Source organism: Brachybacterium huguangmaarense, assembly GCF_025725725.1.
Taxonomy (GTDB): domain Bacteria; phylum Actinomycetota; class Actinomycetes; order Actinomycetales; family Dermabacteraceae; genus Brachybacterium; species Brachybacterium huguangmaarense.
In genome coordinates this window covers 2,763,665-2,781,832 of sequence record NZ_CP107020.1, presented here as the reverse complement: position 1 = coordinate 2,781,832, position 18,168 = coordinate 2,763,665, and the positions used below count along the sequence as shown (strand labels likewise).

Sequence of the window (18,168 nt, the reverse complement as noted above, 5' to 3'; positions counted from 1 at the left end):
GTGGCTGCTCCCCATCCCGACGACGCTCCTGCTCCCACGGGACGCATGGTCACCCTCACCTGCACCCACCCGGCCCAGGGCGGCACCTTCATCGCCCGCCACGAGGGCCGCGTCGTGTTCGTGCGGGGGTCGGCCCCCGCCGAGACCGTCATCGCGAGGCTCGTCGACGACCCGCAGGAGGCCGCCGACGCCCGCTTCTGGCGCGCCGAGGCCGTCGAGGTGCTCGAGCCGAGCCCGGACCGGGTGCCGACGGTGTGGCCCGAGGCGGGCGCCGACGGCGTCGGCGGCGCCGACTGGGCGCATATCGCCCTGCCCGCCCAGCGGCGCATCGCGACCGAGGTGCTCCAGGATCTCCTGTCGCGCGCCAAGGTCACGACCTTCCCCGTCGAGGAGGCGCAGGTCGAGCCCGCGCCGGGCGACGGCGACGGCCTCGGCTGGCGCACGCGCGTGCGCTTCGCGGTCGACCCCGAGGGCCGCATCGGCATGCGGGGATGGCGCTCGCACGAGGTGCGCCCGGTCGGCCTCGACCCGCTCGCGGTCCCCGAGATCGTCGAGCTCGACGTGCCGTCGTGGACGGCGCCCGCGGGCACCGAGGCGATCGACGCGATCGCGCCCTCCCAGGGCCCCCTCGCCCTCGTCGTCGTGGGCCGCGAGGTCGACCCCGAGGCCCTCGAGCTGCCCGCGCGCTGGGACGGCGTCGACGTGAGCGTGCAGAACGCGTCGGGCCTGCATCCCGTGCGGGGCGACGGCCTCGTGCGCGAGCAGGTCGGCGATCGCACGTTCACGGTCGCCCAGACCGGGTTCTGGCAGAGCCACCGCCTCGCGGCCTCCGTGCTGAGCGACGTGGTCGAGGCCGACCTCGGGGTCCGCGACGGTGACATCGTGTGGGACCTGTACGGCGGGGTGGGGCTGTTCGCCGCGCGCGCCTCGCTCGCGGCCGGCCCCGGCTCCGAGGTCGTCTCGGTCGAGGGCTCGGCGCGCGCGAGCGCCCTGGCCGCCGAGAACCTCGCCGACCTGCCCGGCGCCCGGGCCGCGCACGGCGACTGCACGGCGTGGGTGCGCTCGGCCGTCGCCGCGGGCGCCCGGCCCGACCGGGTGGTCCTGGACCCGCCGCGCGCGGGGGCGGGAGCCGAGCTCATGCGGCTGCTGACCTCGTGCGTGACCATGCGCATCGTCTACGTCTCGTGCGAGCCCTCGACGCTCGCGCGCGACCTCGCGATCGCCGAGCAGGAGGGGTGGCGCGTCGCGGACCTGCGGGCCTTCGACCTGTTCCCCCACACGCATCACATCGAGTCGGTCGCGGTGCTCGAACGCGCCGCGTGATAGATTGTCTTGAGGTCAAGAGAGTTCGCCCTCCTGACCACGAGCCCCGGACGCCGGCCGCCCCGCCGGTCGCCGACGACGCCGCCCCCGTCGTCCTACGATGGGAATTCGCCCCACCAATGCAAGGAGTATCACCGTGAGCACGGTCAACTCATTCGGTGCCAAGGAGACGCTCGGCGTCGACGGCACGGACTACGAGATCTACGCCCTCGACGCCGTCGAGGGCCACGAGAAGCTTCCCTACAGCCTGAAGATCCTGCTGGAGAACCTCCTGCGGACCGAGGACGGCGCCAACATCACCGCCGATCACGTGCGCGCCCTCGGCTCGTGGGATCCCGAGGCCGAGCCGAGCGTCGAGATCCAGTTCACGCCCGCCCGCGTGATCATGCAGGACTTCACCGGCGTGCCCTGCGTGGTCGACCTCGCGACCATGCGCGAGGCCGTCGAGGAGCTCGGGGGCGACCCCGAGAAGATCAACCCGCTCGCCCCCGCCGAGCTCGTCATCGACCACTCCGTCATGATCGACGTGGCCGGCCGCCTCGACGCCCTCGAGCAGAACATGGAGCTCGAGTACGAGCGCAACCGCGAGCGCTACCAGTTCCTGCGCTGGGGGCAGACCGCGTTCGACGACTTCAAGGTCGTGCCCCCGGGCACCGGCATCGTCCACCAGGTCAACATCGAGTACCTCGCCCGCACCGTCATGACGCGCGAGGTGGACGGCGTGCTGCGCGCCTACCCGGATTCGTGCGTGGGCACCGACTCCCACACCACGATGGTCAACGGCCTGGGCGTGCTCGGCTGGGGCGTCGGCGGCATCGAGGCCGAGGCCGCGATGCTCGGCCAGCCCGTGTCGATGCTCATCCCGCGCGTCGTCGGCTTCAAGCTGACCGGCGAGATCCCGGCGGCCGCGACCGCGACCGACGTCGTGCTCACGATCACCGAGATGCTGCGCCAGCACGGCGTGGTCGGCAAGTTCGTCGAGTTCTACGGCGAGGGCGTCGCCCAGGTGCCGCTCGCGAACCGCGCGACCATCGGCAACATGAGCCCCGAGTTCGGCTCGACCTGCGCGATCTTCCCGATCGACGACGTCACCGTCGACTACCTCCGCCTGACCGGGCGCACCGACGAGCAGCTCGCGCTCGTCGAGGCCTACGCCAAGCGCCAGGGCCTGTGGCACGACGCCGCGACCGAGCCGAGCTACTCCGAGTACCTCGAGCTGGACCTGTCGACCGTCGTCCCCTCGATCGCCGGCCCCAAGCGCCCGCAGGACCGCATCGTGCTGACCGAGGCCAAGGACCAGTTCCGCGCCGACCTCGAGAACTACGCGGACGGCGAGACCGAGGAGGACGGCAGCTCGGTCGACGAATCGCTGCGCGAGTCCTTCCCGGCCTCCGACGCCCCGTCGTACGACCCCCACGGCGAGTCCGACGGCGAGCCGCGCCACGCGCCCATGCACGCCGGCACGACCGAGCGGGCCTCCAGGCCCACTGCCGTCAAGGGCCAGAACTTCGACATCGACCACGGGATCGTCTCGATCGCGTCGATCACGTCGTGCACCAACACCTCGAACCCCTCGGTGATGATGGCGGCGGGCCTGCTCGCCAAGAACGCCGTCGAGAAGGGCCTCGCCTCCAAGCCGTGGGTCAAGACCTCGCTCGCCCCCGGCTCGCAGGTCGTCACCGGCTACTACGAGAAGGCCGGCCTCACGCCCTACCTCAACGACCTCGGCTTCCAGCTCGTCGGCTACGGCTGCACCACGTGCATCGGCAACTCCGGCCCGCTGTCCCCGGAGATCTCCGAGGCGATCAACGACGCCGACCTCGCCGTGACCTCGGTGCTCTCGGGCAACCGCAACTTCGAGGGGCGCATCAACCCCGACGTCAAGATGAACTACCTGGCCTCGCCGCCGCTCGTCATCGCGTACGCGCTTGCCGGCACCATGGACTTCGACTTCGAGCACGACCCGCTGGGCCAGGACGCCGACGGCAAGGACGTCTTCCTCGCCGACATCTGGCCCAACCCGACCGAGGTCGAGCAGGTCATCTCCGAGTCCATCAGCCAGGAGATGTTCAAGGAGGACTACGCCGACGTCTTCAAGGGCGACGAGCGCTGGCGCTCCCTGGACACGCCCGAGGGCGCGACCTTCGGGTGGGACGCGGAGTCCACCTACGTGCGCAAGCCCCCGTACTTCGAGGGCATGGAGGCCGAGCCCGCCCCGGTCGAGGACATCGACGGAGCGCGCGTGCTGGTCAAGCTCGGCGACTCCACGACGACCGACCACATCTCGCCGGCCGGCTCGATCAAGGCCGACTCGCCCGCGGGCCAGTACCTGCGCGACCACGGCGTCGAGCGCAAGGACTTCAACTCCTACGGCTCGCGCCGCGGAAACCACGAGGTGATGATCCGCGGCACGTTCGCCAACATCCGCATCAAGAACCAGCTGCTCGACGGCGTCGAGGGCGGGTACACGAAGAACTTCCTGACGGGCGAGCAGGAGTTCATCTACGACGCGGCCCAGGCGTACGCCGAGCGGGACATCCCGCTCGTCGTGCTCGCCGGCAAGGAGTACGGCACGGGCTCGTCGCGCGACTGGGCCGCCAAGGGCACGATGCTGCTGGGCGTCAAGGCCGTCATCGCCGAGAGCTACGAGCGCATCCACCGCTCGAACCTGATCGGCATGGGCGTGCTCCCGCTGCAGTTCCCGCAGGGCGAGAGCGCCGAGTCGCTCGGCCTGACCGGCGAGGAGACCTTCTCGATCTCCGGCATCACCGCCCTCAACGACGGCACGACGCCCACGACCGTGACGGTGACCGCGACCCGCGAGGGTGCCGACCCCGTCGAGTTCGACGCGGTCGTGCGCATCGACACCCCCGGAGAGGCGGACTACTTCCGCAACGGCGGCATCCTGCAGTACGTGCTGCGCTCCCTCGTGGCGGCCTGACCGGCCCGCCCGGCTCCGCACGACGGCCCGTCCCCAGCCCGGGGGCGGGCCGTCGTGCGTGGACCGTTCGCGCACCGGTGTCCATGCGATCTGCACCCCGTTGCGGATGGCGGGGGAGAGGCGTGGAACTCCGGTGAAAATCTGCACAGATGTGACCATGTCGACCGTCGGTGCTGGTCATCGCGTCGTAGTCTGACGGCGTCCGGGCGGTGCTCCCTTCCCCTCCCGGTACCCCAGGAGGCTCCATGTCGTCGCAGTCCGTGCGATCGACGGCGCTCGCGCAGCCGCGTGCGCTCACGATCCCCGCATCCCCCGAGGCGCTCCGCGCCCTCGACGCCGACCGCCTGCCCGAGGTCGCCCACCTGATCCGGCAGCGCCTCGTCGAGATCACCGCCACCACGGGCGGCCACCTCGGCCCCAACCTCGGCGTCGTCGAGCTGACGCTCGCGCTGCACCGCGAGTTCGACTCGCCCCGCGAGCCCCTCGTCTTCGACACCGGCCATCAGGCCTACGTACACAAGATGCTCACCGGACGCCCAGATCTGGCCGGGCTGCGCCAGCGCGGCGGCGTCTCGGGCTATCCCGACCGGGGGGAGTCCGAGCACGACGTCGTCGAGAACTCCCACGCGTCGGGCTCGATCGCCTGGGCCCACGGCATCGACCGGGGTCGGCGACTGGTCGGACCCGGTGCACGCGGCACGGACGACGGGCACGGCCCGGCCGAGGGGTCGGTCGTCGCGATCATCGGGGACGGAGCCCTCACGGGCGGCGTCGGGCTCGAGGCCCTCAACGACCTCGCCGCCGATCCCGCGAGCGCCGTGGTCGTCGTGCTCAACGACAACACGCGCTCCTACGCGCCGACCATCGGCGGCCTCGCCGCCCATCTCGCGGCCCTGCGCGCCGGGGACGTCCCGGCGGGCGCCGACGTCTTCACCGCTCTCGGCCTGACCTACCTGGGGCCCGTCGACGGCCATGACCTCGACGCCCTCGCCGCCGTGCTCGCCGAGGCGCACCGCATCGCCGCCGACCCGCATCGCGGCGCCCCCGTCGTGCACGTGCTGACCCGCAAGGGCATGGGCTTCGAGCGCGCGGAGCGGGACGTGACCGACCACTGGCACGCGACCGGCCCCTTCCAGATCGACCTGCCCAGCCCCGAGGAGGCCGCCGCGGAGACGGTCCCGGCGCCCGACGCGCCCGCCCGTCCCGCCACCTGGACGGCCCGCGCCGGCGAGGTCGTGCTCGACGCCGCCCGGGCCGACGACCGCGTGGTCGCGGTGAGCGCCGCCATGATCGACCCCGTCGGCCTCACCCCGCTCCAACAGGCGATGCCCGAGCGGGTCATCGACGTCGGCATCGCCGAGCAGCTCGCGCTCGACACCGCCGCGGGCCTGTCGCACGGCGGGGCGAAGCCGCTCGTGGCGCTGTACTCGACCTTCCTGAACCGCGCGATCGACCAGCTCCTGCTGGACGTCGCCCTGCACCACGAGGACGTCACCATCACGCTCGACCGGGCGGGGGTCACGGGCGACGACGGGCCGAGCCATCACGGCATCTGGGATCTCTCCCTCGCCGCGCAGGTCCCGGGCCTGGCCGCGTTCGCCCCGCGCGACGGCGAGCGGCTCGACGCGGCGATCCGCACGGCGCTCGCGCTCGAGGGCCCCGCTCTCGTGCGCTATCCCAAGGGGGGCTGCGGCGCGGACGTCGCCGCCCTCGCGCAGGTGCCCTCGGGCGACGTGCTCGCGGGCGACCCTGCCCGCGCCGTCGACGCGCTCGTCGTGAGCATCGGCGCGCTCGCCCGTCCGACCGTGGAGGCGGCCCGTCGCGCGGCGGACGAGACGGGTGCGAACGTGCTCGTGGTCGACCCGGTGCAGGCGCTGCCGATCTCCGAGGAGCTGATCGCGCTCGCAGCGAGCGCCCGCGCCGTCGTGACCGTCGAGGACGGCGTGGCCGTGCGCGGCGTCGGCGCGGCCCTCGCCCTCGCCCTCGGCCAGCGCGCGACCGCCTCGCATCCCACCCCGCCGGTGCGGAACCTCGGCGTGGCGCAGGGGTTCCACGCACATGCGACGCGCGCCCACATCCTCGCCGAGCACGGCCTCGACGCCGAGGGGATCGCCCGGAGCATCCGGGACGTCCTGGGCTGAGCACGACGGAGAGCCCGGACGGGGCCGTCGCGACGGACGAGGCGCTTGACGCCTCGGGGAGCGGCCCGGGTACGGTGACGGCGACGCAGTAGAGCGCCTGCAGTGGGCGGCCTCGTGGTTCTCCAGGAGGCCTCATGCCCGTCGTCCTGTCCGTCCCCGCCGGCGCACGCGGCACCGCCCTCGCCGTCGCGCACCTCGCTCTCAGCCTTCCGCTCGGCGTGTGGCTCGGGCGGGTGCCCCAGGTCAAGGAGTCCCTCGGGGCCTCGGACGCCGACTGGGGCCTCGCGACGTCGGTGGCGACGTGCGGCGAGGTCCTCGGGCTCGAGCTCGTCATCGTGCTCATCGGACGGGTCCGCACGCGCACGATGGCGCTCGTGGCCGCAGGCGTGGCCCTCGCCGCGAGCCCGCTCGTCGCGCTCTCACCGGCGCTCCCCGCTCTCGTCGTATCGCTCCTGGTGTGGATGCTCGCCGCCAAGGTCCTCGGCGCCACCGCCGGCGCCCTCGTGCTCGTGCATCAGCGGCAGCTCGGGCGGAGCGTCGTCGGGCACTTCGACGCGCTGGACAGCCTCGGCATGCTGAGCGGCGGGGCGCTGTCATGGTCGGCGATCCGCGGTGGGATCCCGGTGGCGTGGCAGCTCGCCGCGGTCGACGCGGTGATCGCGCTCGCCCTGTCCGTGCTGCGGGGGCGGCTCCCGGACGAGCCGCGTCGCACCGGCTCAGCCGAGAGGCTCGTCCTGCGTCTGCGTCGGCGCCTGAGCGCTCCCGTGGTCCTCCTCGGCGTGCTCTCGCTGCTCGCGAGCATCGTCGACGCCGCCGCCTCCCAGTGGGCCGGCATCCATCTCGCGCGGAGCGTCCATGGGAGCGTCGCCCTCGGAGCCCTCGGGTACACCGTCGTCATGGCATCCAAGAGCGTCTGCCTGCTGGTCGTCGGCGCGGTCGCCGAGCGCCTCGGCTGGAGGAGGCTCGCTCTGCTCTCCGTCGCCGTGACCGTGCCGGCGCTCGTCGTCGGGGTGGGCTCAGGACGTCTCGTGCCCGGCCTGCTCGGGCTCGTCGTCCTCGGGGTCGGCACCGCGTTCCTCGGTCCGATGGTCAACACCCTCGCGGGCGAGCAGCGCGCCGTCAGCGCGGGGGAGGCGCGGTCGATGCTCGAGCTCGGCGAGCTCCCCGCCTACCTGCTCACCCCGCTCGCGGCGGGTCTCCTCGCAGCCCATCTGGAGGTGCGGTGGGCGCTCCTCGTCCTGACGTGCGGCCCGCTTCTCCTGGGCGGCCTCCTGCTGGCGTCCCCTCGCGCCTGGCGATCCATCGGGGGAGCGGGGGCGTAGGCGCCCGATCGTGGCGCGATCCCGGCGCTCTTCCGGTGACGGGCAGGCGGTTGTCCACCAGGACGGCTCGGCCCTTCCGACTGTCGTACCGCTCCACTAGCCTGAGTTCATCGAACACGTGTTCGAAGATGACGGCGGCTCGGAGGGAGCGGACATGGACGAGGCGAGAGGACGCGGCGGCGATGCGGGGCGTCGTGCGTCCCACGACGCCGTGCCCGCCACCGGCGACTGGGTGGTCCAGAGGACTCCTCGGGACCCCGGCGCCACGGTCCCCGACGACGCGCTCAGGGCGTCGGGGACCTCTCCTGGCGGGCCCGGCGTCGACGCGCCGCGTCCCGGCACGTCCGGGGAGCCGCCGCCATGGAAGGCCGTCGTCGCGCGGCGTCCCGCGAGCCGTGAGACCGTCGCCGAGAAGGCAGGCCTGGAGGCCGCCCCCGTGCTCGCCGAGGGGCTGCGCGTCCTGTGGGACCTCTCGGCGGAGCGGTCGGCGCTCCACGCCCGCACCCTGCAGTGCCTCGCAGCCTTCTACGACGGGGACACCACGGTCGGCCCGGGAGCGACGGACGCGATCGATGCGATCGGTGTCGGGCTCGCGCTGCACTGCACGGTCGACCAGGCGGCCCGGCGGGTCGCGGACGCCTTCCTCGCCGTCGAGCACCTGCCGCGCACGTTCGCGGTGCTCGAGAGCGGAGAGATGCCCGCCGCCTGGTTCGACGACGTGATCCGGCTCGTGCGCCCCCTCGCCGTGGCGGATCGGCGTCGCGCCGACACGGTGATCGCGACCTGGGACATGCACATCCCGCCTGAGCGCTTCCGCCGCGAACTGCGCCACCTGGTCGACTGGCTGTCCGTGCGCGCCGCCGAGCCCGAGCGCGAGGACCCTCGTGCGTGCCGCAGCGTGACGATGCTGACGGATCCCCAGCCCGGGATCGGGCTGCTCGAGGTGCGGGGGCCGGCGCCGGAGATCCTCTCGCTCGCTCGGCGGCTCGATGCGGCGGCGCGCGGCCTCCAGAACGCCCAGCGCCATGCCCTCGCGCAGGGGACGGAGATCCCCGGCGACCCCGAGGGGCGGGCGGCGTCGACCGGCCGGCCCCTGTCTCTGTCCCAGCTGCGCTTCTGGCTCCTGACGGCAGCCGAGCTGGACACCGACGGCGTGCACGTGCCCGCCGATCGCTTCCGGCTGAACGTCACCGTGCCCGTGCTCACCGTGCTCGGAGCCTCCGATCAGCCCGGCATGCTCGAAGGGCGCATCCCGATCCCGCCGGACATGGCGCGGCACCTCGCCGCGGGGGAGCGCACCTGGCACCGGGTGCCGACCGATCCGTGCACCGGGGCGTTCCTCCCGATGCCCGCGGAGCGGTACACGCCGAGCCCGGCCATGCTCGAGCATCTGCGTCTGCGCCAGGCCACGTGCGCCGTGCCGGGCTGTGACCGGCCGGCGTCCTCCGCCTCGGAATGCGACCACATCGAGGAGTTCGACCACCGGGACCCGGCACGGGGAGGGCGCACCGAGATCGAGAACCTCCACCTCCCGTGCTGGCAGCATCACGCCGAGAAGACGGCCGGTCGTCTCGACCCCGAGCGTCTGCCGTCGACCGGCACCGGGCCGGGAGCCACGGCCTGGCGGGTCGGGTCCGCTGAGCACCCGTGCGCCCGCGTGGAGGTCGAGGACGACGTCGACCTCGCGACGCCGCGCGCCGTCGCCCAGCTCATGGCTTCATGGAACGCGTACCTCGCACGGGTCGAGGCCCGCAGGGCCCGACGAGCCGAGCAGGAGCAGGACACGACGTCGGACCACCCGCCCGACGAGCCGCCGACCCGGCCCCCGCGCGAAGGACCGCCGTGGTCCGAGCCTCGGCGAGGGCAACCCCCGCCGACAGACCCGCATGAGGCACCACCGTTCTGAGCCCGCGCGCGCTCGTGCCCGTGTCCGTGCTCGAGCCGGGTCCGTCTCGACGGGACGCGCCGGGTGCACCACCGCCGTCTTCGCGGGCGGCCGGGCCGCCGCGATGCCCCGCCTCCGCGACGCCGCCCTCCCCGCCTATGCGACCGACGACCGCGGCGAGGGATCCGTGGCGCGCGCCGTGAGGACGATCGGGTCGCCCTCGGTGACGTACAGGGTGTGCTCGGCGTGCGCGCCGCGCGAGTGGTCGACCGTCTCGACGGTCCAGCCGTCGCGGTCGGTGATCTCGAGCTCGCTCGTCGTCGGCGACAGGAACGGCTCGACCGTCAGCACCATGCCCGCCTCCAGCTCGCGGCCCGATCCGGGCGTGCCATGGTTGGGGATGAACGGGTCCTCGTGCATCGTGCGGCCCACGCCGTGGCCGCCGAACTGATGGTTGATCGTGTACCCGAGCCCGTGCGCGGACGCCTCGACGGCATGCCCGATGTCGCCCACCCGGTTCCCCGCGCGCACCTGGTCGATCCCCGCCCACATGACCGTCTCGGTGTCGCGGATCAGCTGGAGGTCCGACGGCGCTGCCGTGCCGACGACGATCGAGAGCGACGAGTCGGCGACCCAGCCCTCGAGCTCGACCGCGAGATCGAGGGAGATGAGATCGCCGTCCTCGAGCACGCGGTCGTAGGGGCGGCCGTGCAGCACCGCATCGTTGACGCTCGTGCAGATGACCTTGCCGAAGGGGTAGGCGCCGAACCGCGGATGGTAGTCGAGGTAGCAGCTCGTGGCGCCCGCCTCGCGGATCATCCGGTGCACCTCGGCGTCGATCTCGAGCAGGTTCCAGCCGACGTCCACGACGTCGCGCAGATGGGAGAGCACGCCGGCGACGAACTCGCCGGAGGGTCGCATCTGCTCGACCGTGGGCTGCACGCGAGGGGCGGCACGGCGGCGACGGGGCAGGATCACGGGGTGACCTCGATCGTGCGTGCGGTGGTCTCGGCGTTGCTCATCGGCGCTCCCTGCCAGGTCCACATGGTCGTCACGAGCCACGTGATCGAGGCGGTGAACAGGGCGGCCCCCGCCATGTGGAACCCGACGAGCACCGCGGGCAGCGCCGTGAAGTACTGCGTGTACCCGATGACGGCCTGCAGCACGGTGATGACGACGAGCGTCCACGCGGCACGGCGGGCGTGGGTGCGGGCGCGGATCAGATGGAGCACGAGCAGCATGCCGACCAGCAGCCCGCAGAACAGCATCACCGAGTCCGCGTGCAGCCACGAGACCGTCCGCGGGTCCAGGCCCGTGCGCAGCGTCGCCTCGGCGTCGCCCGAATGGGGCCCGGAGCTCGTCACGACGGTCCCGAGCACGAGCACGGCCGCCCCGACCACGGCGAGCGCGAGGGCGACGGCCAGCACCGGGCGCGGCACCGCCGGGCGCCGCGGCCCGTCGCCCTCGTACAGACGGGCCACGAGCATCGTCGAGACCACGACGAGCGCGATGGAGATGAGGAAGTGCGGGGCGACGACGCCGGGGTGCAGGTCGAGCTTGACGATCGCCATGCCGACGATGGCCTGGACGAGCGTGCCGACGAGCGGCATGATCGCGAGCACGACGAACGAGCGGCCCTTGAACCGCAGCCAGGCGACCGCGGCGACGAGCAGCAGGATCGCGAAGATGCTGAGCACGCCCGTGAGGCTGCGGTTCCCGAACTCGATGAAGGCGCGGAACCCGGTCGGATTGGACGTGGTGGGCGAGAACTGGCCCGGCTCGCAGTTGGGCCACGTCGAGCAGCCCAGGCCCGATCCCGTCAGGCGCACGACGCCGCCCGTGACGATGATCCCCATCTGGCACACCAGGTTGCCCCAGAAGGCGATCGCGACCAGCAGGCGCCGGGTGGGCGTGAGGGCCGCGAGCGAGGGGCTGGTGGGCGCGGCGTCCGCGGAGGCGGCGCGCGAGGCCGGGGAGAGGGACGAGCTCATGGGATCCAGTCTAGGAAGCGCCTGCCCGTCGGAGCCTGGGAACAGGCGCCGGCGACGCCGACCTCACACCGAGGTCCAGCGGAAGTACCGCGTGACGAGCAGCGAGCCGCCCAGAGCCCACACCACGAGCACGACGAGCGAGCCCCACGAGAACGGCGCCCCCGCGAGGCACGCCCGCAGCAGCTCGCCGAGCGCGCCCGAGGGGAGCAGGTCGACGAGCCCGCTCAGGAAGCGGGGGAAGCGTGCCGAGGGGATCGCGACGCCGCCCACGGTCACGAACAGCAGGAACAGGACGTTGGACAGGGCCAGCACGGCCTCGGTGCGCAGCGTCCCCGCCACGAGCAGCCCCAGGGAGCCGAAGGCGACGGTCCCGATCAGCCACACCGGCACGGCCGCGACGAGCCCGAGCACGGACGGCCGCCACCCCAGCGCGAGCGCGAGCGCGCCGAGCACGATCACCTGCAGCACCTGCACGCCGAGCGTCGCGAGGATCTTGCCGGCGAGGTAGCCGTCGCGGCCCAGCGGCGTGGTCGCGATCCAGCGCAGCACCCCGCCGCGGCGGTCGAAGCCGGTCTGGATGGCCTGGGACGTGAAGGCCGTCGAGATGAGGGCGGTCGCGGCGGTCGCCGCGACCGCGGTGTCGATGCGGGGGATGCCCGCGACCTCGCCGACCGGCAGGGTGCGCAGGCCGATCAGCACGAGCGCCGGCAGGATGACGGCGACCATGAGCTGCTCGCCGTTGGTCAGCAGGATCCGTGCCTCGAACAGGGCATGCTGGGCGATGCGGGTCAGCGCGGGTGCCGGACCGCCGCGCCGGCGCGTGCCGGCCGCCGTGGTCGGGGCGCTCATCGGACCTCCTCGCGAGCGGCGGACGGGACGTCGGCGAGCGGGACCTCGGCGGACGGGACCTCGGCGGACGGGCCCTCGGCGGGCTCGGTGAGGTCGAGCAGGACCGTCTCGAGATCCGCGGCGCCGGTGGTGACGTCGAGGGACACGCCGAGGCGGGCCGCGGCCCGTCGCAGGTCCACCTCGAGCGCGCCGACCTTCTCGGGCGCGATGCCGGAGGCGGTCGCGGTCAGGTGGACCGTGCCGTCGGCGGCGCGATGCGAGGCGACCACGTGCTCGGGGCTGCCCGAGGCGACCACCTCGCCGTGGTTGATGACGACGACGTGGTCGGCGAGGCCCTCCACGTCGTCCATGAGGTGCGTGGTGAGCACGACCGCCGTGCCGGTCCGCGCGAGCGACCGCATGAGACGGCGCACGGTGCGCGAGATGGATGCGTCCATGCCGGCCGTCGGCTCGTCGAGGAACACGAGCTCCGGGCGGCCGACGAGCGCGAGCGCGAGGGCGAGGCGCTGGCGCTGGCCTCCCGACAGGCGCCGCACGAGCGTCCCGGCGAAGCGGTCGATGCCGAGGTGCTCGGCGAGCTCGTCGACGTCGAGCGGGTCGGCGTACAGCGAGGCGCCGTAGCGCAGCAGCGCGAGAGCGGGGGCGCCCGAGGCGAGACCCCCGTCCTGGATCATCACGCCGACGCGAGAGCGCAGCTCGGCGGAGGCCCGCCAGGGGTCGCGCCCCAGCACCCGCACGGTGCCCGCGTCGGGCTTCAGCAGCCCCGTCGCGCAGTGGATGGTGGTCGTCTTGCCGGCGCCGTTGGGGCCCAGGAGCGCGGTGACGGCCCCGCGCTGCGCGGTGAGCGAGATGCCGCTCGCGGCACGCACAGGGCCGTACGAGCGCACGAGGGAGTTGATCTCGAGCGCCGGGGGAGAGGTCTGTTCCATAGCGGGCCCATGCTAGGCCCGCGCGGCGTGCCGCGGCCTGTCAGAGCCCGCTCAGAGCGACGCCGCGCCCCACGGCGTGTGGGCGGGGTCCACCCGCTCGGCCGCCGCGACGGGGCCGGGCGCGGTGCCCGCACCCCACGTCGCGCTCTCGAAGCGATCCCGGTCGTGGGGCTCGAGCAGCCCGGAGAGGTCCGGCCCGAGCGGCACGATCCGGGTGGGGTTCACGTCGGTTTGGACCACGTAGTAGTGCTCCTTGATCTGCTGGAAGTCGACCGTGTCCCCGAAGCCCGGCGTGGCGAACAGGTCCTTGGTGTAGTTCCAGAGGTTCGGGAGCGTGAACAGCGGCTGGCGATTGGCCTTGAAGTGCGCGAAGTACACGACGTCGAAGCGGATCAGGGTGGGGAACAGGCGCACATCGGCCTCGGTGATCGAGGGCCCCATCAGGTAGCGCGATCGCCCGAGCCGCTCCTCGAGCACGTCGAGGCTCTCCCACAGGTCGCGGTAGGCCTTCTCGTACTCGGCCTGCGAGCCCGCGAAGCCGGTGCGGTAGACGCCGTTGTTGACGTGGTGCAGCATCCACCGGTTCAGCTCGTCGATCTCCTCGCGCCGCCCGGCGGGGTACAGGTCGGGCGCCCCCTCGCGCTGGAAGGCGGTCCACTCGGTCGCGAAGTCGAGGGTCATCTGCTGGAAGTCGTTGGTGACGACCGCGCCGTCGCGCGTGTCCACCATCGCCGGCACGGTGATGCCGCGGGGGTAGTCGGGCACGCGACGGAAGTACGCCTCGCGCAGGCGCTCGATGCCGAGCACCGGGTCCCGGCCGCCCGGGTCGAGGTCGAAGCTCCACGAGCGCCAGTCGTGCACGGGTCCCGCGATCCCCATCGAGATCACGTCCTCGAGCCCGAGCAGCCGGCGCGAGATCACGGCGCGGTGCGCCCACGGGCACGCGCGCGCGACGATCAGGCGGTAGCGCCCCGGCTCGACCCCGTATCCGTCGCGGGCGTCGCGCGTGATCCGCGTGTCGATGTAGCGCATGTCGCGGTCGAAGGCCTCGCCCTCGTGCACGTACGAACCCGACTCCTCAGAGCTCATGGCCCCGGCCTCCTCCGTGGTCGCCGCTGATGGAGCCATCCTCGCGGACGGGCCCGGCCCCGACAAGAACTCGTGACGGGCGGAACGCCGAGGTCAGGTAAGGCACGCCTGTGTGTCGGGACGCACCCCATCCCGCCGGCCCCGGGCTCGCCTTTTCGCAACCCGATGTTTGTAAAATGGATCGCGGGACCTCGGTCCCGGATCCGGAGCGCGGGAAGGAGGAGGCATGGAGCACCACGCACCCCCGAGCGAGGGGGGACGCGACACCCGTGAGCGCCTCATCGAGGCGATCACCTCCTACGGACCGGTCACGGCACGTGATCTCGCCGAGCGCTTCGGCCTCACGAGCGCGGCCGTGCGCCGTCATCTCACGGCGCTCGAGGCCGACGGGACGATCGAGGAGCACCATGTGCCGGTCGCCCAGCGCGGCCGCGGACGCCCCAGCAAGTCGTTCGTGATCTCCGCGCAGGCGCGCACCGGGGGCGAGGACGAGGCCGACGACCTCGCCCGCCTGGCCCTGGACGCGCTCTCCCGGCTCGGCGGCCGCGACGCCCTCGAGCGTCTCGCCTCCGAGCGCGTCGCCCCCTGGGAACGGGAGTTCTCCGAGCGGATCGCGGCACGTCGCGCGGCGGGCACCCCGACGGGGCCCACCGAGCGCATCGAGCTGCTGGCGTCGCTCCTCACGGAGCACGGCTACGCCACCACGGTGCGTCCGCTCACGGTGAACGTGCCCGGCGCCCCGGGCCGCGGCACCACGCGCCCGCGTACCGTGGTCACGGCCCAGCTGTGCCAGGGGCACTGCCCCGTCCAGGACGTCGCCGCCGATCACCCGGAGCTCTGCGACATCGAGACCCGCGCGATCTCCCGCATGCTGGGCGTTCCCGTCCAGCGCCTTGCCACGCTCGCAGGCGGCGCCCACGCCTGCACCACCCACATCCCGCTTACGGAGGGAAGGAACTCATGACGAGCGCACCCGAGCAGCTCAGCCAGGACGAGATCATCTCGTCCATCGGCAGCTATGCCTACGGATGGCACGACGAGGACGCGGCCGGAGCCTCGGCCCGCCGCGGCCTGAGCGAGGACGTCGTCCGCGACATCTCCGCCAAGAAGAACGAGCCGGAATGGATGCTCGAGCGCCGCCTCAAGGCCCTCAAGCTCTTCGAGAAGAAGCCCACTCCCACGTGGGGCGCGGACCTGTCGGGCATCGACTTCGACAACATCAAGTACTTCGTGCGGTCCACCGAGAAGCAGGCCGCGTCGTGGGAGGACCTCCCCGCGGACATCCGCGAGACCTACGACCGCCTGGGCATCCCCGAGGCCGAGAAGCAGCGTCTCGTGGCCGGCGTCGCCGCCCAGTACGAGTCCGAGGTCGTCTACCACCAGATCCGCGAGGACCTCGAGGCCCAGGGCGTGATCTTCCTGGACACCGACACCGGCCTCAAGGAGCACCCGGAGATCTTCGAGGAGTACTTCGGCTCCGTGATCCCCGCGGGCGACAACAAGTTCTCCGCGCTCAACACCGCCGTGTGGTCCGGGGGCTCGTTCGTGTACGTGCCCAAGGGCGTGCACGTCGAGATCCCGCTGCAGGCCTACTTCCGCATCAACACCGAGAACATGGGCCAGTTCGAGCGGACGCTCATCATCGCCGACGAGGGCAGCTACGTGCACTACGTCGAGGGCTGCACCGCGCCGATCTACAAGTCCGACTCGCTGCACAGCGCGGTCGTCGAGATCGTCGTCAAGAAGAACGCCCGCGTGCGGTACACGACCATCCAGAACTGGTCGAACAACGTGTACAACCTCGTCACCAAGCGCACGACCGTCGAAGAGGGCGGCACGATGGAGTGGGTCGACGGCAACATCGGCTCCAAGGTGACGATGAAGTACCCGGCCGTGTGGCTGATGGGCGAGCACGCGCGCGGCGAGACCCTCTCGATCGCGTTCGCGGGCGAGGGCCAGCACCAGGACACCGGCTCGAAGATGGTCCACATGGCGCCGCACACGTCGTCGTCGATCGTCTCGAAGTCCGTCTCGCGCGGCGGCGGCCGCTCGTCCTACCGCGGCCTGGTCCAGGTCATGCCCGGCGCGAGCCATTCCGCGTCGACCGTGCTGTGCGACGCCCTGCTCGTGGACACGCAGTCGCGCACCGACACCTATCCGTACGTCGACGTGCGCGTCGACGACGTCCAGATGGGGCACGAGGCGACCGTCTCGAAGGTCTCCGAGGAGCAGCTCTTCTACCTGATGAGCCGCGGCATGGAGGAGACCGAGGCAATGGCGATGATCGTGCGCGGGTTCATCGAGCCCATCGCGCGCGAGCTGCCCATGGAGTACGCCCTCGAGCTGAACCGCCTGATCGAGCTGCAGATGGAAGGAGCAGTCGGCTGATGACGTCGATTGATGTGAAGGGCCCCGAGAGCGCCGGCGATCCCGCCGCCAACGAGGCCGCCGGGGGAGCGGCGGGCGTCGCGCCCGTCGGCGCCCAGGAGGACCTCGCCCAGGCGGGGCCGTCGACCGACCACTCCCGGGCGCAGCTCGAGGACGAGGCGATCGCCCTGCCCTCGCCCGGCTCGAACACCGAGACGTCCACGCGCGCCTCGCGGCACCGCTCGTTCGACGTGTCCGCGTTCTCGCGGCCCGTCTCCAAGCAGGAGGAATGGCGCTTCGCGCCCCTGCGCGTGCTGTCCCCGCTGTTCGAGGACGTCGCCTCCGACGAGGGCGGCGTGGACTACGAGGTGGACACCCCCGAGGGCGTCGCCGTCGGCACCCTCGCGCCCGGCGAGGCCCCGCGCGGCAGCGCCCTGATCCCCGAGGACCTCGTCTCGGCCGTCGCGTCGGCCCGCTGCGCCGACGCGCTGCACCTGCGCTCCGAGCCGGGGCGCGAGGTGGCCGAGCCGGCGCGCGTCCAGATCGCCGGACAGGGCGGCGACAAGCGCGGCAACGCGCACATCGTGCTCGAGACCGCCGCCTCCTCGGCCGCGACCTTCGTGCTGAACCACACCGGCTCGGCCCGCCTGGCCGAGAACGTGGAGATGGTGCTCGGCGACAACTCGCAGATGACCGTCATCTCCCTGCAGGACTGGGACGACGACGCGCTGCACATCTCGACCCACCATGCCCGGCTGGGCCGCGACGCGCGCCTCAAGCACATCGTGGTCTCGCTCGGCGGGCGCGCGGTGCGCATCGACAACATCGGCGAGTTCTCCGCCCCGGGCTCCGAGATCGAGAACCTGGGCCTGTACTTCGCGGACGAGGACCAGTACCTCGAGCACCGGCTGTTCGTCGACCACGCCGCGCCCAAGTGCACGTCGAACACGACGTACAAGGGCGCGCTGCAAGGCCACGGCGCCCGCAGCGTGTGGGTCGGCGACGTGCTGATCCGCAAGGAGGCCGAGGGCACCAACACCTACGAGCTCAACCGCAACCTGGTTCTGACCGACGGGGCGCGCGCCGACTCGGTGCCCAACCTCGAGATCGAGACGGGCGAGATCGAGGGCGCGGGCCACGCCGCCGCGACCGGTCGCTTCGACGACGAGCAGCTGTTCTACCTGCGCGCTCGCGGCATCCCCGAGCTCGAGGCCCGGCGGCTCGTCGTGCGCGGCTTCTTCGCGGAGCTGATCCAGCAGATCGACGTGCCCGAGATCCGCGCCCACCTCACCGAGTCCATCGAGACCGAGCTCGCCCGGAGCATGAACTGA

Annotated in this window: 13 protein-coding genes; 8 read left to right on the top strand and 5 right to left on the bottom strand. The window is 72.6% G+C overall.

Annotated features, from left to right (window positions below; genetic code table 11):
• The 5 genes from BRM3_RS12790 (at window position 1) to BRM3_RS12770 (ending at window position 9,633) form a co-directional block, all read left to right on the top strand.
• Complete coding sequence (locus BRM3_RS12790; RefSeq protein ID WP_263593683.1) at window positions 1–1,323, top strand: class I SAM-dependent RNA methyltransferase; 1,323 nt, start codon at window positions 1–3, stop codon at window positions 1,321–1,323.
• A gap of 136 nt (window positions 1,324–1,459) precedes the next feature.
• Window positions 1,460–4,264, top strand: a complete 2,805-nt coding sequence (locus tag BRM3_RS12785; protein ID WP_318152412.1) for an aconitate hydratase — start codon at window positions 1,460–1,462, stop codon at window positions 4,262–4,264.
• Window positions 4,265–4,509: 245 nt separating this feature from the next.
• Window positions 4,510–6,405: a 1-deoxy-D-xylulose-5-phosphate synthase gene (locus tag BRM3_RS12780; RefSeq protein ID WP_263593682.1), complete on the top strand. Its 1,896-nt coding sequence runs from the start codon at window positions 4,510–4,512 to the stop codon at window positions 6,403–6,405.
• Window positions 6,406–6,539: 134 nt separating this feature from the next.
• A complete protein-coding gene (locus BRM3_RS12775; RefSeq protein ID WP_263593681.1) occupies window positions 6,540–7,727 on the top strand; it encodes an MFS transporter in 1,188 nt (395 codons plus the stop codon).
• A gap of 154 nt (window positions 7,728–7,881) precedes the next feature.
• Window positions 7,882–9,633 (top strand): HNH endonuclease signature motif containing protein, encoded by a 1,752-nt coding sequence (locus BRM3_RS12770; protein ID WP_263593680.1) that lies wholly within the window; start codon window positions 7,882–7,884, stop codon window positions 9,631–9,633.
• Between the two features lie 135 nt (window positions 9,634–9,768).
• On the opposite strand, the gene map is transcribed toward BRM3_RS12770, so the two are convergent.
• From map to BRM3_RS12745, 5 genes are all read right to left on the bottom strand, one after another.
• Window positions 9,769–10,590 (bottom strand): type I methionyl aminopeptidase, encoded by an 822-nt coding sequence (gene map / locus BRM3_RS12765; RefSeq protein WP_263593679.1) that lies wholly within the window; start codon window positions 10,588–10,590, stop codon window positions 9,769–9,771.
• Window positions 10,587–11,603, bottom strand: a complete 1,017-nt coding sequence (locus tag BRM3_RS12760; protein WP_263593678.1) for a COX15/CtaA family protein — start codon at window positions 11,601–11,603, stop codon at window positions 10,587–10,589. Before BRM3_RS12760 ends, map begins: the two co-directional genes overlap by 4 nt.
• Window positions 11,604–11,666: 63 nt before the next feature.
• A complete protein-coding gene (locus tag BRM3_RS12755; RefSeq protein ID WP_263593677.1) occupies window positions 11,667–12,452 on the bottom strand; it encodes an ABC transporter permease in 786 nt (261 codons plus the stop codon).
• A complete protein-coding gene (locus BRM3_RS12750) occupies window positions 12,449–13,381 on the bottom strand; it encodes an ABC transporter ATP-binding protein (RefSeq protein WP_263593676.1) in 933 nt (310 codons plus the stop codon). Before BRM3_RS12750 ends, BRM3_RS12755 begins: the two co-directional genes overlap by 4 nt.
• Before the next feature lie 51 nt (window positions 13,382–13,432).
• On the bottom strand, window positions 13,433–14,470 hold the full coding sequence (locus BRM3_RS12745; RefSeq protein WP_263593675.1) for a glutathione S-transferase family protein: 1,038 nt from the start codon (window positions 14,468–14,470) through the stop codon (window positions 13,433–13,435).
• A gap of 226 nt (window positions 14,471–14,696) precedes the next feature.
• Here BRM3_RS12745 and BRM3_RS12740 point away from each other — a divergent pair, with 226 nt between their 5' ends.
• From BRM3_RS12740 to sufD, 3 genes are read left to right on the top strand one after another with little or no spacing between them, the layout of a single operon-like run.
• The gene (locus BRM3_RS12740; protein WP_263593674.1) at window positions 14,697–15,434 is read left to right on the top strand and encodes a helix-turn-helix transcriptional regulator; all 738 of its coding nucleotides are present in this window, start codon (window positions 14,697–14,699) and stop codon (window positions 15,432–15,434) included.
• Complete coding sequence (sufB, locus tag BRM3_RS12735; protein ID WP_263593673.1) at window positions 15,431–16,858, top strand: Fe-S cluster assembly protein SufB; 1,428 nt, start codon at window positions 15,431–15,433, stop codon at window positions 16,856–16,858. Before BRM3_RS12740 ends, sufB begins: the two co-directional genes overlap by 4 nt.
• Window positions 16,858–18,168 (top strand): Fe-S cluster assembly protein SufD, encoded by a 1,311-nt coding sequence (sufD, locus tag BRM3_RS12730; RefSeq protein WP_263593672.1) that lies wholly within the window; start codon window positions 16,858–16,860, stop codon window positions 18,166–18,168. Before sufB ends, sufD begins: the two co-directional genes overlap by 1 nt.